We start from the raw sequence: 17,239 nt of genomic DNA on the forward strand, positions 1-17,239 counted from the left end.
TTGGCGGATTTCGGGGACGCGGCCGACAACTTCATCCGCGACGTCAACGACTGGCTCCCGTTCCCGGTGCTCCCGCCGATCGTCCGCGCGGCGATCGACGGGTGGCTCGGCGAGTACCCGGAGGCGCACCCGGACGACGTCCAGCCGCTCGTCGACTTCTGGAGTGCCAAGGGGCTGGACCTGGCCGACCTGCAGGGGCAGCTCGGCACGCTCACCGAGATGGTGACGCAGGGCTACCAGGGCGCCGCGCCCGCGCAGTTCGCCGCCGCGTCCACGCAGTTCAGCAAGGTCATCCTCGGCGCGGCCCAGAACGCCATGGAAATGGGCATGGGAGTCGGGCAGTTCCAGACCAGCCTCGCGCTGGCGAAGAACAGCTACGAGGTCATGCTGGTCATGACCGTGACCGAGATCGCCGTCTCCCTGGCCGCCGCGGTGGCGAGCGTCGGTGAGAGCCTGGCCGGCATTCCCGCCTCGATCACCGCGACTGGGCTGGCGCTGCGTGCCGTTCTGCGCAAGGCGCTCCAGGAGATCGGCGAGATCATCATCAAGACGGTGACGCGCCAGTTCACCATCAAGGGGGCAGGCCACGCGATCGCCCGCGGCTGGCGGATCTACCTCGCGCACACGGCGGGCCGGATCGGGGCGCGTGAGGTCGAGCGCACCCTGATGCGGATCATGCCGCAGATCAAGAACTCCTACATCCGGCGGGAAATCGCCCAGCAGCTCGGGAAGGCCTACGGCGGGCGGGCCCTCAACCGCGCGATCACCGAGACGGCCCGGCGGGGCGGGCCCAAGTGGCTCCTGCGCGAAGGCCAGGTCGCGCGGCGGGGTGCGATGACGCCCGAGATGGAGCGGCGGATCGCGGAGGTCGTGGCCACGCACGTGGCGCAGGGCGGCGCGGGCAAGGTCATCGGCCAGCGGCTGTTCGGCTACGGCGTGCGCAGCGGTGCGATGTACGGCGCGGGCGGCTCCCTCGCCGGCGAGGTCTTGACCGACATCGAGATGGGGGACAAGTACCGGGTCAACTTCACCAACGTCGCCGCGGGTTTCGTCGGTGCTTCGCTGGGTGGTGGTCCGCTGGCGCTGGCGGCGGGGCTGCCCGCGCACGTCATCCTGGGCGCCGCGGGCGGTGTCATCGGCCAGGTCGGGTCCGTGGGGTTCACCGCGGGCATGGACAAGCTGATGAACGCGGAGGGCACGCCGCACGACACCACCGCGCGCAGCGCCCGCGGTGGCCAGCAGGCGGGGGAGGACCCGCTCAGCTGGGACAACCTCAAGAAGGCCGCGCTCGGTGGCGCGGTCGGCGGTGTGCAGGAGCTCTACGCGGGCGGCACGCAGCTCTTCAAGTTCGACCGGTCTTCCATGAGCTTCCAGTTCGAGCTGGGCGAGCACTTCCAGGCGAACCTGGCCGACCGCAGGCTGCTGACGAACTTCCACGCGGGCAACGACTTCTCGAACTTCATCGGGCAGTCGCCCGGGCAGGCGCCTGCCGGTGTCACGTGGAGTGATGACGGTGCCGCGCCCGCCGCCGGGCATTTCGGCGGCGGCGGGACGCAGACCGCGACCGGCGGTGGGACCGGTGGTGGGACCGGTGGGTCGTCGTCGGGTTCCGGAGGCGGGTCGAGCAGTGGTGCGGGCTCGGCGGGCCGGGGCGGCACGCCGTCCGGTGCGGGGGGTTCGCACGGGTCTGGCGGTTCGGGTTCCGGCTCGGGCGCGGGGGACGCGTCGTCGCGCAACGGCCGGACCGCACCGTCCGACGGGGAACGCCAGACGACGCCCGACACCGAGCCGCAGCGAGCGGAGACCCCGGACAGCGAGGCCACCCCGGCGCCGGAGGAGCAGCGCCGGGTGGCCACCGCGGGCGGCGACCCGGCCACGAGCACCCGCGACACCGGCACGCAGCCGAGCCGCACCACGACGCCCGACCCCGAACAGTCCACACGCGACGCCGGCCACGCGGCGTACTCCGGGCGCGCCGAAGGTGATTCCGCCGGAACGTCCACCCGCGACGGTGCGACCCGGAACCCGGATGCGCCGGCACATCAGGAAGGCGGCACCACTCAGAACCCGGACGCACCCGGACGTCAGGAGGGTGATGCGCGGAATCCGGATGCCGCGGGGCGTGGGGAGGGTGATGCGCGGAATCCGGACGCGACGGGGCGTCAGGAGGGTGACAGCCGGAACCCCGACGCCACGGGCCGCCAGGAGAGCGACACCTCCCAGAACCCGGATTCCGGCACCCGCGACGGGAACCCCGACGACGCCGTCCGCACTACCGACAACCGTGAGCACCGGCAGCAGTTCACCCCGGACACGCCGCCGGAGAGGGCCGAGCGCGGGCCGGAGACCGCGACGGCCGTCACCGCCCGCACCCTCGACGCCCTGAACGAGGCGGGTTACACCGTGCAGGTGGACCGGGAAACGGGCATGTTCAGCGTGATCTCGCCGGACAACCAGGCCGCGGAGTTCTTCCTCACCCTCAACGACGAGCTGTCCGCAGGCGCGATGCAGGTGCGCGGTGACGAGGTCCACGTCTCGAGCCTGGTCTCCGAGGACCTGGCCGAGGTCATGCAGCAGAACCGGGCCATGATGGACCGGGTCCTGGAGCACCTCTACGCCCGCAGCCCGCTGCCCGACGGGCTCACGCCGTCCCTGGTGTTCACCCACGCGGGCACGGTCGCGGGCGCGACGACACCCCAGCCGGGCACGAGGTGGCACGCGCTGCCCCGCACCGTGCAGGCCGGCCCCGACCGAATGCCCTCGACGCCGAGCGCCCAGGACCTCACCGACGCGATCACCCGCCGCCAGCAGTCCACTCCGGACAACGACCTCGCGAGCCACCGCATCGCCACCGCCCTGCATGGCACGCCGGGCGAGGGGCCGTTGGTCGTCCAGTACGGCAACGGCAACCGCGTCCTCGTGCAGGTCCTGCTGGACGACCGGGTGCCCGACAACCACGTGCAGGTCGACGCGGGCACCTGGCAGGTGCGGCCCGACGGCTCCGCCCGGCAGACCGGTGAGGCCACGATCCGGATCGGCCGCGGTGACCTCGACGCGCTGCTGGAAGAGGGGCTGCGCACGGTCGCCGACGGCGTGCCGGGACGCGACCAGCCGCACCGGGCGGTCAACCACCGCGAGCTGTCGCGGGTGCCGCGCGAGCCGGTCAGCGGTTCGGTCACCGTCACGCGTGACACCACCGCCGACAGCGACGCGGTCGTGCGCGAGTTCGACTCCTTCGTGCGCGGCCTGGGCCGGACCACGGCACCGCAGACCGTGACCACCCCGTCGGCGCCGTCCCTCGGCGACGCGATCCCGCTGCAGCGCCTCCCCGAATCGGGCGCTCGGCTGCCGCAGCGGGTGGAGTTCCACGACGACGTCGTGCGGCTGGTCTACGACGACGTCACGGTCGACGCCGTGCTGGCGGTCGATTCCGAGCTCGCGGCCGGCGAGTACCAGGTCGTCTACCCCCGGTTCACCGCCGACGGGGTCCAGGCCGAACCCCTGCAGCTGCGGGTGTCGGACCAGACGCTGAGCGACGGCTTCCAGCGCACGATCTCCGAGCGGGTGAAGTGGCGCCACGTCCTCGGCGAGGTCGGGACCACGTTGCAGGGAATGGGCACCCTCACCGACGGTACGGTCGCGCTCTACCGGGACCGCAGCGTCGTCCCGCTCGCCAGGACGGTCATGACGACCGTCCGCGGGGCGCGGCTGGTGCCGGACGCGCTCGCGCCGCAGACCGCGGAGGGCGGGCCGCGCCACCTCGCGGTGCGGATGCCCGACGCCGCCTCGTTCGGCCAGGACACGGGCCGGGTGATGGAGGCGCTCGCGAAGGCAGGCCTGCGCCCCGACACCACCGAACTGCAGTGGGACCACGCGGGATCCGGCGTCCCCACGCGCTGGACCAACCCCGTCACCGGTGAGCGGTTCGTGCTGCGGTTCGGCACACCCGACTCGGTCGCGGCCCGCGCCCACGCCGCGCAACTCGACCCGGACTCCGGGCAGCGCACCGAGATCCTGCGCGGCGTGCTCGAACCGGACCTGAGCACGATCGAGCTGCTGTCGGCGCAGCGCCACAACGCCTGGGACCTGGCGGGTGTGGCCGACCACGAACACCGGCCGCCGATCGCCGACCTCGAAGTGTCCGGCGACGTGCTCGACCGTCTCGTGCAGCGGCACGGTCCCGAGGCAACTGACCCCACGCAGATCCGCGTCGCCCGCCGCTGGTTCGATGAGGGCGCGAACCCGCGGCTGGTGCTCGGCGAAGTGGTGCGCGATGTCGTCCGGCGGCCCGATGTCGCGACCTACGACGAGGAGTCCGGGCTCTGGGCGGTCCGCGGTGAGCGCAACGGGCTGACCATCGCCGCGGTGGTCGACGCGGAGGGCCACACCGTCCAGGCCGAGCCGCTGCCGGGACCGAACACCGAAGCCGGGCGGCTGTCCGCGGCCGAAGCCGGGCGCGTGCTCGGGCAGTTCCAGGCCGCGGTCGCCGCCACCGACGGCGCGCAGGTCCGGCCGACGACGCTCGACGACCTGGGCGGGACCGGGCCGGTCCGCTACGCCGTGGACCTGGCCGACGCGACCTCGCGCGACGCGCTGCTGACCGAGCTGGCGGACCGGGGCTTCGACGTCACCGGCGCCACCGGCGACCGGGTGGACCTGCGGCACGCCGAGACCGGCCAGCCCGTGCAGGTGCGGCTGCGCACCCCCGCGACCACCACCGGCACCACCACGGCTCCCGATCCCGCACCCGGCACCACGCCGGACCCGGAAACCCGGCCGGACCCGATCGCCGACGCGGTCGGCGAGGTGCGCGGCGCGGCCCTGACCGAGGACGGGGAGTCGCGGTTCACCATCACCGTTCCCGCGGACGACTACCTCGTCGCGGGCCTCAGCGTGGCCGATCAGCTGGACGCCAACGGCCTGACGCTGACCGACGTCGACGGCGCGTTCGGCCGCCGGTCGGCGACCCAGTTCGGTGGCCGCCAGTGGCACGGCTGGCACACCACCTGGACCACCGCCGACGGCCGGACCGTCGAGATCCACCTGACCACCGAAGAGGGCAGGCAGCACGCCGCGCAGGTGGCCGAGATCGCGCGGCAGCGCGACCAGCTGCGCCGCGGCGACCCCCGCCGGTTCTGGTTGGACTCGCAGTTGCGGCGCCTCACCGACAACCCGCCGGTGCCCGCCGACGCCGCACTGACCCCGGAGGTCCGGCGCGCGCTGACCAGCGGCCGTCTGGCGCGCCAGGTCGCCGCCGAGCTGAACGTCCCGCGGGTGACGTTGAGCAGGCCCGAGGGGGACCTGCCGGGCCACCTGGTCGCACGCACCCCGGACGGCACCGAGGTCGCGGTGGTCCGGACGCACGCCGACCTCGGCGCGCTCCGCCGCGAGCTGGCCGGCCTCAGCGTGACGCTGGAGCCCGCCCACGTCGGCGAGCTGGGCGACACCGGCGCCGGCTTCGCCGTCGTGCCGCTGACCGAGGGAGGCACGGTCGCCGAGGTGGCCGCCGCCTTCGCCGACACCGCCCGGCCGAACGGCTGGCACCACCCGGACGTCGCCTTCCGCACGGACCGCCCCGCCGAGGACCGGATCCGGCTCGACCAGGACGTGCTGCACGACCACATCCTGGATGGCACCCGCGGCGGCGGGCACCGCCACGGCACCGGGGTCCCCGGCAAGACCGAGTTCCCCGCCCGGTGGAGCGACGACCGGATCGAGGCGGTCATCCGGCAGACCGCGGCACACCCGACCGCCGGCCAGTGGGACGAGGACCACAACTCCTGGATCGTGACCAGGGAGCACGACGGGGTCGTCGTCGCGGTGGTCGTGCTGCCCGACGGCTGGATCGCCACGAGTTACCCGGAGGAGGGCCGTGGGGTCGTCACCAACCCCCGGCCGGTGACGCCGGAACGGCACGAGATCGCGCCCACCCTGCCCGAGGCCGTGCTCGCCCAGCTGGAGAACCTCCGGCACCCGGACCGCCCCGCGCGGCTGCCCAAGTTTCCCGCCGAGTGGTTCGAACCCGGGCAGCTCGAGACCATCCTGACGCGGATCGTGGCCGACGGCTTGCAGCCGGACGCGCTCGCCGAGACCCCGCTCGAACCGCTGGGGCGCAAGAAGCAGGACTGGGTCTACGGTGAACACGACGGCGTGCGTGTGCGGGTCGCCATCGACCGGAACAACGTCATCCACAGGGCCGAACCGGTCGTGGAATCCGCGGATGACCAGCAAGAGGGAAGGAGCCGGGACGGTGCAGCTCTCCGAGGCGGAGATCGCGCAGCGGATGGCGGATCTGCCCGACCGGTTCGCGGACCGGCTGGACGAGCAGGCGCTGACGTCGGTGCGCCGGACGCTGGACGTGGGCGAGTGGCCGATGAGCGTGCAGGCGCTGATCCGGGCACTGCGGAGGCTGGACAGGCCGGTGTCGACGCGGGAACGGGCCGAACTGGCGAGCTACCTGGAGATGTTCGACAGCCCGGACGATCCGGAACCGCTGAGGCGGCGGGCGGAACAGGTGAAGCAGGACCTCGCGTCGCTGAGGGAACAGCCGAGTCTCGACGCGACGGAAGCGACCGCGCTGGCGAAAACGCTGACGGCGACGTTCGCGCCGCGGATCCCGGAGCCCGATCGCGGGGAACTGATCCAGGAGAACGAACTGGAGAACTGGCCGGATCTGACGCTGGCGACGGTCGAACTGCTGGAACGGCACGCGATTCCGGTGACTCCGGAGGAACATCGGATGCTGCGGCAGCTGCTGGACGCGATGGATCTGACCAGGCAGGGACTGACGGCGATCCCCGTCCGGTAGCGCGGCCGGACGCACGCACGGTCGTCGACCGGCTGGACGACGCGACGCGCGAGCGGGTCGTGCGCTTCGCCGACCACCGGCTCGAGGTGGTCGCGCGCGGCCTGGACGTGACGGTGGACGAGGTGCGCCGCCGGCTGCAGGACCGGATGGCCGACGCGTTCGAACTCACCGACGCCGGCCTGGCGGAGGCGTTCGCCGACGACGCCGCGGCCCACGACCGGCTGGTGTGGTACGTCGGCTCGTCCGGCGTGTACGACTGGGCGACCGGCCGGGTGGGCCTGCGTCCCGGCGAGCCGCTGGGCATCGTCGCGACCGCGCTGGTGAAGGAGGTCATCACCTCCTTCCGCACCCCGCCGCACCTGGCGGCCGCGGCCTTCGACGGCCCGCCCGCCGACCTGATGGTGCAGCGGGAGATCGACGACCACGTGTTGCTGCGGGAGTGGCTGCGCGGGCTCCGCGACCAGCTGCCCGCTGAACTCGCCCAGGCACGCAGCTGGTCGGAGCGGACGCTCGAAGAGGTACTGCGGTACCGGTACGGGTCCACTGTGGACCACGTGGACCGGTTCACCGTGTCGATCGAGCGCGGCGAACCGGGTGTGGAGCCCAGCCTGGGGCGCGAGAACGATCCGCGCCTGACGCGGATGGCAGACGCGGATGTCGCCGATGCGGTCGCGGGCCGGCTCGGGGAGCCCGCGGTGACGCTGACCCGCGCCGAGGGGGAGATCACCGGCCGCCTGCCGGCGCACTTCGTGGTGCGCGGCGGCGACGGTTCCGACATCGCCGTCGTGCGCGTGCACGACAACGCGGATGCGGCACGCGCCGAGCGGGACGTGCTGGGCCCCGCCCTGCCTGCGACCATCGTCGACCAGCCCGGCCTGCCCGCCATGACCCTGGCGCCGCTGACCAACGACGCCGGTGACCCGACCCGGACCGTCGCCGAGGTGATCGAGGCCTTCGCCGACGGCGCGCGGCCGAACGGGTGGGACGCCGTCGCCGGGCACCCCGACTTCCCGGCGCCGAACGAGCTGCTGCTCAACGACGCCAGGGCACGGCACATCCTCGACAGCGACTCGACCGGCGGCGGACACCGCCACGGACTGGGCAAGCCGAACAAGGACGAGTTCCCTGAGCGGTGGGGCGACGACGCCGCGGTGCGCGACATCATCGAGCGCATCGCCCGGCACCCCGACCGCGTCCTGTGGGAGGAGGGTCCGAAGACCTGGCGGCTCACCGCGGTGCGCGACGGTGTCGAAATGGCCGTGGTGGTCCTGCCGGGGCACGGCATCGGCATCCTCACCGCACATCCGGAGGGCGGCCGCGGTGTCGTGCGCAACCCGCCGCCCGCCGCGCCGTCGCGTTCGGACACGCCCGCGACCATCAGCGACGAGGTGCTCAAGCGGCTGGAGAACAAGCACGGCCCGAACAGCCGGGCGCCCGGGGTCGCGAAGTTCCCGGAAAGCTGGTTCAACGAATCGGGCGGGCTCGGCAGGATCCTGACCGAGTCGGCGGACGAAGCGATCCGCGCCGGGCGGATCGAGGAGGTCCCGGAGCGGGCCAAGCACGATCTGCTGCGCGCGGCCTACGCTGGGGCCGAGGTCGACATCTTCGTCACCAAGCAGAACAAGATCGAGGACGCCTCGCCCCGCCCCGGCGGGCCCGGCGTGGTGGTCAACCCGGAACGCGGAGGTGGCGGTGGCAGTGGCGCTGTCCGAGGAACAAGTGGCGGCACGGATGGCGCGGCTGCCGGAACGGTTCGCGGACCGGCTGGATCCGGCGGATCTGAAAGCGGTGCGCCGCAACCGGGACGCGGGGGAGTGGTTCCTGACGGTGCAGGCGCTGATCGGGTCGCTGAGCCGGCTGGCGAGCCCGGTGTCGACACGGGAACGGGCCGAACTTCAGACGCTACTGGAGACGTTCGCGGACGCGGCGAGGGCGACCGGCGTGGGGACGCTGCTGGATCGCGTGACGAGGGAGCTGTCGGCGCTGACCGAGGTGACCAGCCTGCCGGAAGCGCAGATCGAGCCGACGGCGAGGACGCTGCGGCCGACGTTCGAGCAGCGGATCCCGGAGACGGACCGCTGGGAGATGGCGGACGCCGAGGACGAGCGGGACTGGCTGGATCTGACGCAGGCGACGGTGGCGCTGCTGCGACGGCACCGGATCCCGGTGACGGCGGACGAACGCCGGACGCTGTGGCAGCTGCTGGACGCGATGGATCTGCCGAAACAGGGACTGGCGGAGATTCCGCAGTCCTGACACCGGAGAGCGCGGCCCGGGTCGTCACCGCGCTCGACGACGTCACCCGGCGTGAGCTGGCGGCCTTCGGCAAGGCCGGTGCGCAGGCGATCGCCGATGCTCTGCGCCTGCCGGTGTCCGAAGTGGAGAGCCGCCTCGACGCGCTCGCCGAGGGCGCGTTCGCTCTCGCCGGTGAGATGAACGCGAACCTCCCGGGTTACGCGGGCCGGATCGGGTTGCGCACGGGTGAACCGCTCGCGGTGCTGGCGACCGCCTTCGTCCGGGAAGCGATCGGCGTCCTCAACCCGGTGACGCTCACCGAAGCGGTCACCGGGTTGCGCACGAGCGACCCGAGCCGCCTCACGGAGCTGATCCACGACCTGGTGCGGGCGCGGGAGATCGGCGACCGCAACGTCCTGCGTGCCTGGATGTCCGCTGTGGACGGTGACGGCCGCGGCCTGCTCGACGGTGTGCGCCAGGCCGAGGAGAACGTGCTCACCGCTCTGGCGTTCACCGGCGCCGGCACCGGGCAGGCCGCCGCTCCGTCCCTCGCCCTGCCCTCGTTCCCCGCCGCCGTGGTCACGGTGGCCGACCAGGCCGGGTTCGCCGACTCGCTGGCGGGCGTGTTCGCCCGCGCGGGTGTCGGCGCCGAGCGGATCGCGGACGGCGCCGAGACCACGTGGACGGTCACCGACCGCGGCGCCAAGTGGCAGCTCACCGTCCGCGTTGACGCGAACGCCCCCGAACCCGGGGTCACGGTTCCGCGGCCCCGCCAGCAGGGCGGCCGCTGGGTGCAGGACCCGGTGCGGGTCGTGCTGCCCGCGGTGCCGGCCGGGCCGGAGTGGCGGGTGCAGGTCGCCGAGGCGCTCGGCGTGCGGTTGCTGGCCACGGTCCCGCTGACGGTCCAGGCCCTGGCTGCCGAGACCGGGGCCGTGGTCGTCCCGGCGCCGGTGGCGGCGGATACCGGGACGGCGCCCGCGCCGCAGCCGGCCGCGGTACTCGAGGTCCCGGGCCGCGAGATCCGGCTCGACCTCTGGCCCGTTCCGCCCGGCCTGGCCACGACCGCGGACCCGGCGCTGGCCGCCGACGCGGTCACCCGCGTGCTGCGGGACCTCGATGCGCGCGAGCTCTCATTCGACGGGACGACGGTGTCGGCCGTACTGGGCGACTTCCCCGTCGCGGTGCGTGTCGACGCGACGGTCACCGGCGCCCGGGTGAACGCGCCCGCCCTGCGGCTGGCCGACGGCGGGACCGAGCACGCGCGGGACGGTCACTGGACGCAGTCCCGGCCGGTCGAGGTCACGCTGCCCGCGCTGCCCGTGGACCCGCACTGGCGGGCCGAAGTGGTCCGGACCGCGCTGCTCGGTGCCGGGGCGGAGACCGGCTCGCACTTCGCCGAGGCCACCCGGGAGCTGGAGCAGCAGCTGCACTCGGAGCTGCCGCCGGTGCGCGAGGTCGCGGCGGACCTGCCCGCCGGGGACGACCTGGAGATCACCGGGCTGCCGTCGGGCGAGCGCACGGTGGTCGTGCTCGACGGCCCGGAGATGCGCACCCGGCACATCCGCATCGCGCCGGACGCGGACCTCACCAGCAACGCCGGCACCATCGCGGACACGCTGCGCGGGATGCTGGCGAGCGAGTCGTGGGCCGGCGACATCCGGCCCGACCCGGCCGGTGACGGCACCACGTGGCTGTTGGCCGCGCGCGGCGACGGCCCGGTGCTGCGCTTCCGCGTGCGTGTCGACCCGGACGCGGCGGGCACCGCGAAGGTGGTCCTGCCCAGCCTCGAACTACGCGCGGACGTGGTCGCCGCCCGCGACGCCGAACCGGGAACGCGGCTGGCGGGCGGGCGCTGGGTGCAGACCGCCCCGGCGGACGTCGTCGTGCCACCGCTGCCGTCCGATCCGGCGGAGCGGAGCCGGGCACTCGTCGAGATCGCCCTCGACCTCGGGCTGTACGCGCCGGCCGCGCTCGACCAGGCGGTGAACGATCTGCGGGGCGAGTGGGCCGGCTGGGAAGCCGTCACACTGCCGCGGATCGGCAACCTGGTCACCGGCGTTCCCGCGGCGACGCCCGGTCCGGCCACCGCGACCGCTGACGCGCAAGCGAGCCCGGACGCGGCCGGCTGGATCATGCAGGAGGACTTCACCCGCCTGCTGTCCGACGCCGTCGACACCATCGAGACCTCGTGGGAGTTCGCCACGCGGGTCGGCGAGCGGATGCTCGGCCGGACCGACGGGATCCTCACCGACGACGAGGTCCACATGGTCCGCAAGGCGCTCCAGCGCATGCGGAACTACCAGCGCGATCTGGAGGAAGCGGACTTCGACGCGGGCCGCGCGGTGGTCGTCCGGCGGCTCCACGACTCGGTCGTGCGGGTGGCGGAGTGGTTCCACCGGTGGGAGCCGGAACTCACGGCGGGCCGGCCCACGCCGCCGGGGTCGTCGATGCTGGAGCACCTCCGGCAGCAGCGCGCGCTGGTCGCGTGGATGGACACGACGGGCGCGCCGCTCGACCGCCGGTTCCTCGACCGGGTCTTCGCGAACGGCGAACGGGCGCAGGCGCACCTCGCGGCGGCCCTCGGCAGGCAGGTGGGCCCCGAGGACGCCTACCGGTGGGCGCCGGTGGCGGCGGAGCTCCTGCCCGCCGGGGACGACGCGGCCGTGTTCGACGACGGCGTCACGCTGTGGGACTTGACCGAGCTGGTGGCCGAGGTCACCCAGACGGGGCAGGGCCTCGGGCTGGTCACCCGCGTCGTGGCCGCGGTGGAAGACACGCTGTCGCTGCCCGGCCTGACCGACGACGCCCGGCAGTCGCTGGACGACGTCGCCGATCGCGCCCGGGAACTGGCCGACAGCACGCGTGACGGCGAGGTGCGGCCGGTGGCCGAAGCGCTGGCGGGGTTGCGCCAGGCGCTCACCGAGCTCAAGCAGCGCCACGGGATCGACGTCTCCGCACCGCGGTGGGGCACCGCGGCCACCGTGCAGCCCGGCGACGGCCCCGTCCTCCCCGGGCGCCCGGCCAAACCGCGGGTGGGCGAGGACCTCATGGGCGGCGGCTCCGGGGCCTGGGGCAGCGAGCGGCCGACGGTGTGGAACCGCACCCAGCACCTGTTCGGCTACGGCTTCCTCGTCGGCGGCTACGCGACCGGCAAGACCACCGCCGCCGCGCTGCTCAAGCACTTCCTCGGCAACACCGGCGAGGACTTCGTCGTCGACACCGACCGCATGATGCGGGACATCCCCGGCTTCCACGCCGACGCCACGCGGCAGGTGCGGCACGAGGCGCTGCGCGCCGCGCAGGCGGCCGAAGCCCGCGGTGAGACGGGCCGGTTCGAGTTCTCCAGCCGCTGGCAGCGGTTCCACAAGTACCGCGTCAAGGAACAGAGCAACGACTGGTTCAACGCCGTCGGCACGTTCTACTACGCCGTCAGCGGTGTCGTCACCGTCTCGCCGCCTACCACGCCGGGCGGCAGGCCCCAGGTGTCGGTCGACTACCAGGTACACGTGCACGACCGCTACAACTGGCACCACGGGATGATGACCTTCTTCGGGCCGAAGATCATCCCGATCACCCAGGTCAACCCGCACACCGGGATGACCACGGTGTGGCAGGCGCCGGTGACGATCAACCACTCGATCTGGCAGACGCTGCACCGGTCGGGGCTGGCGCAGGAGTTCGACATCGTCGGCTCCACCGGGCGCAAGACGCACACCGGCCCGCTGTCGTCGCTCTACGACCTGGAAGTCCCGCTGGAACCCGGTTCCCGGGGCAGTCGCCTCGTCGACGGGCTCACTGGGTTCGACCGGCTGCCCTCGCCGGAGGCCGCGCACCGGCTGGCGGACCAGTGGCTCTACTACACCGCCGGTGAGGACGGCGGTGACGTCTGGATCCAGTTCGCGCCGGCGCGTGCCGGTCTTGTGCTAAGCACGCCGGACGGGGACAGCGAGCTGAGCTTCGACGCCGAGCAGGGCGCCTACGCCGGTGACGGCGTTCGCGTCGAGCTGGTGCCGGACACCCAGGGCGTCCCGGACGCCGTGCGGATCACGCGAGCCGATGGCGCGCCCGAGAGCCTGGCCTTCGGCGGGATCCTCACCCCGGGCGCGGGCGAGACCGGGGAGCACCCGGCGCGTGTCGCGGAGGAACGGGAGCTGGGCGATGCCGCCCGCCAGGCGCTGGCCCGGTTCCGGCAGAACCAGCCGACGATCGTGCCCGGCCGGGACGTCGCGCTCTCCACCGAATGGACCGTGACCGGCGAGACCACGACCGGCGCCGTCGAGGCGACGGCCGGGGACCTGCTCGCGGCGGGCGTGGCCGGAGCGACCCTGCTCGGCCGGATGCCGGACCCGGCCGGGACGGGGACGCTCTTCCAGGTCCGGCTGGCCGACGGCACCGAGACCGTGCTGCGCGTCCGCGCCGACGACGCGTTCCGCCGGGCCTGGTTGCACGTCGCCCCGCTACGGATCCAGGGCGGGGACGTCCGGCAGACGGCGGCGATCGAACTGGTCGTGCCTGCCGTCCCGGCCGACGCCCAGGCGCGGGAGCAGGCGCTGGAACTCGCCTTGCGGCAGGCGGCCGATGTCCTGCCCGGCACGGTCCGGAGCATGACGAGGTCGTTCCTGGCGCCGGATGCCGCGCTGGGCCGGCTGGCGCCCGACGGGATCACCGACGCGGACGCGGCCGCGGTGCGGCAGTGGCGCATGGCCGAAGCCCTGCTCGACAGCGAGCGCGGTCTGCCGCGGCCACGGGAGACCGCCGGCGCACCACTGCCGTCGCGCCTGCGGGAGGGCGCGGTCGCGAACCCGGACGGGACGGAAACCCGTGTCGTGTACCGGAGTCGCGCGCACCAGCAGCCGCCGTTGTTCCACACCACCACGACCGCGCCCGAGGCCGCGCGGGAAGCCGGCGGGATCGGCACGCTCGGCGAGTCGGGCCCGGGCGCGGACGTGGTGCGGGCGTACCAGGACGGTTCCGGCGAGCAGGGGACGCTCTCGTCCGAGGACCTGCGCGCCGCCGCCGGACGGATGCGCGACCACTCCGGCACGGTCTACGTCTACGAGCACCACACGCCCGGCGGCGCCGACATCGACACGAGCGGCCTGCGCGGCGCGGGCACGGCCGGTGTCCTGCAGACGGGCATCGCATGGCAGGACGTGACGGGCTGGTGGAGCCACGAGGTCGGCCCGGACGGCCGGGTCGTCGACAGCGCCTGGCACGACAACCCGGACTTCCGGCCGAGGCGGGCGCCCGCCGAGGTGATCGTCGACCGGATCGACGACACCACGCGCGCCGACCTGGCCGAATGGGCCCTGCCGTTCGCGGACGTCGTGGCCGCGGAGCTGGGCGTATCCCCGGACCTCGTGCGGCAGCGGATCGAGGAGAAGGCACGCACGGCGTTCGAACTGAGCCGGCGTGGCCTCGCCGAGGCGTTCCCCGGCGACGAGGCCGCGCGCGACCGGTTGTCCCCGTACCGCTCGGTGTCCGCGGTCTACGACTGGGCAACCGGCCGGGCCGGCGTGCGGCCGGGGCAGCCACTGGCGGTGGCGGGCACCGGGCTGCTGAAGGAGGTCATCACCTCGTTCAGCGACGACCCGGCCGTCGCCGCCGCCGCGTCCGACGGCGACTTCGCGAAGCTGATGCTGGATCGCGAGCGCAGGGACCACCGGATCCTGCTGGCGGCGGTGCAGACCTTCGAGGGCCCGCTGCCCGGGGAACTCGAAGAGGTGCGCGGCTGGACGCCGGAACTGCTGGACGAGGTGCTCGGCTGGCGGTATCCGTCCAGTGTGGACCACGTCGACCGGTTCACCACCGCGCTGCGCACCGGACGGCCGGCGGTGGAGCCGAGCCTGGGCCGCGAGGACGGGAGCGATCCCGATTCCGCCCCGCCTCTCGACCTGACCGTGGAGCAGTTCGAAGCGGCCATCGACGCGGTGGATTTCCGCGGTCGCATCGACGACGTCACCCTCACCATGGTCGGCGGTCAAAACGCGATCCTGCGGGGCAGGTATCCCTCGGGCGGCCGGCTGCACCTCGAGTTCCAAACCGAGGCGTGCCGCGAACCGCAGATCAGCCGCCACAACTACGCCTCCGGCGCCCGGATGGTCTTCCTTCCGTCGAGTGTGGACGAGGGCACGCGTTACCAGCACCTCGCCGAGGTGCTGCGCCGCGTTCTCGTGAGTGAGAACCTCGGCCGGCCGCTGCCCCTTTACCAGCACGAGGCAGGGATCCAGGACGATCTCTGGCTCTTGCGCGAGGCACGGGACGATCTGCCCCGCGGACGGGGCCTGCCCCTGCACGTGGTCGCGTACCAGAGCAGTTCGGGCGAGGTTTCGCTGCAGCTCTACTACGCCGGGATGACCGAGGCCGCCACGGTATCGCTGAACCCGCGAGCCGCCCCGGAGGAGGTGGCCGAGCAGGTCCGGCTCATCGCGGAGCGGTTCGGTTCCGAGCTGCCGCTGGGGTACACGGCCGCGCCGGAGAACGTGACCGCGGACGAGGTCTCCGCCGCGATGACCCGGATGGGCTGGTCGCGCGACGAGTTCACGGTGTCGCAGCGGTCCGACGCGCCGACGGTGACCGTGCCCGGCGGGGACGGCGCGGCTCGGCAGGTCGAGATCCGGACGGCGGAGCACGCTGACATCCGGGTTCAGGCGGGCGAAGACGGTGCCGTCCGGGCGGAAATCGCCGCGCGCACCGACGAGAACACCCGGCTGGGTCAGCTCACCTCCGTACTGCGACCGGTCTTCGGATCAAGGCCGCCGGAGGCGGTGCAACCGGCCGCTGGAACCGGCGAAACGCCTGCGGCTCCGGCACCGGCGGAACCCGACACAGGCGCGCCTCCGGTTCCCGTCGCCCCGGAGGCGACCGCTCCGGTCCGGGTGCCGGCCGCGCCGGCGTCGTCCCCGGACGTCCGGACCGCGCCCGCTCCGAATCCCGCCGCTGTCGGGCACCTGCGCGGCCTCGTCAGCACCGCGGTCGACGACGCCGGCCTGAAGGGCCGCGTCAAGCAGATCGCCGTGACCGCGACCGACGACGGTGTCGTGATCACCGTGCTGGACCGGGCTGACCACCAGCACCGGGCCGAGGTGCGGGACACCGACGGCCTCCTGGTGGTGGAGGATGAGGTGGCCGGCGTCGACCGGTTCGCCGTGCCTGCCCAAATGCCGGACACCATCCGCACCCAGCTCATCGCGGGCAGGCTGCGTGTGCTCGCCGCGAAGTGGGCCCTCGACTCCGCCGAGCCGCGGCCGTCCGGCCCGCAGCAGGTGCAGGCTCCCGAGCCGGTCGCCGTCCGGCCGCGGCCCGCCCCCACCGTGGAGCCCGTGGCACCGCAGCGGGTCCGCGCCGGGGAGGGCAGCGACCGTCCGATGCGGACAGTCGCCGAGGCCGCCGTGGCCCGCATGGCTGGGCACCCGGTGCGCGTCACCGCGAACCGGGCCGGCGCCGGTCCGATCCGGATCGAGGTCGCCTACAGTGACCAGCGGCCGTTCACCGTGACCGTCCGCGAGGGCGCCGACGTCTGGCCGTACTTCCACGACCTCCGCGACGGCGTGCCCCCGCGTGACGACACCTTCGGCGAGAACGGCAACACCTACGACATCCAGCTGCCCGTCGCGGCACTGGGCGACACGCTGCCGACCGTGGTCGCGGAAGCCGTCCTGCAGATCACGCTGTCGCGTTTCCGCCACCAGCTCAACACCCCGGACGCCAGCCGGTTCTCCCACGAACCGGGCGCGGCCATCACGACCGGCGTGGCCACGCGCGGTGTCGCCCGCGCCGCCCTCGGTGACATGGCCCGGGACGTCACCGTCACGCCGGGCCCGGACGACGGCGCCGTCACCGTCCGCGCGACCGACGCCCACGGCAACCCGTACCGGGTCGAATTCCGCGCGGTGCAGGGGATCGACGCGCCGCGGCTGCGCTCCGCCGTCGGGGACCACCGCCCGTACGTGGTCGAGGTCCCGCCGGGCACCGCGCAAGCCACCCAGGTGAGGATGGTCGCCGACGGGCTCCGCGGCGTCGTCGGCTTCCGGCACGCCGTCCTCGGCCTCGGCGACCCGCCGCCCGCCCGCGGGCCGGTCACGCCGGATTCCCAGGCCGACCTGCCCGCGCTCCCGGCGGTCACGGTCCCGGCGCTCGGGTTCACCGCCTACTCCACCGATCTCGCCACGCTGTTCCCGCAGGTGGAGCCGCTGC

At 73.8% G+C, this 17,239-nt stretch carries 1 protein-coding gene (running past one end of the window); it reads left to right on the top strand.

From position 1 onward, the window contains the following. Positions 1-17,239, top strand: the 5' end (the start) of a protein-coding gene (locus tag AMETH_RS10440) for an EndoU domain-containing protein (RefSeq protein WP_156131646.1). 26,822 nt of this gene lie beyond the right edge of the window; 17,239 of the gene's 44,061 nt are visible here — the first part of the coding sequence; its start codon is at positions 1-3; the stop codon falls past the right edge of the window.

It is taken from the genome of Amycolatopsis methanolica 239 (assembly GCF_000739085.1).
GTDB classification, from domain to species: domain Bacteria; phylum Actinomycetota; class Actinomycetes; order Mycobacteriales; family Pseudonocardiaceae; genus Amycolatopsis_E; species Amycolatopsis_E methanolica.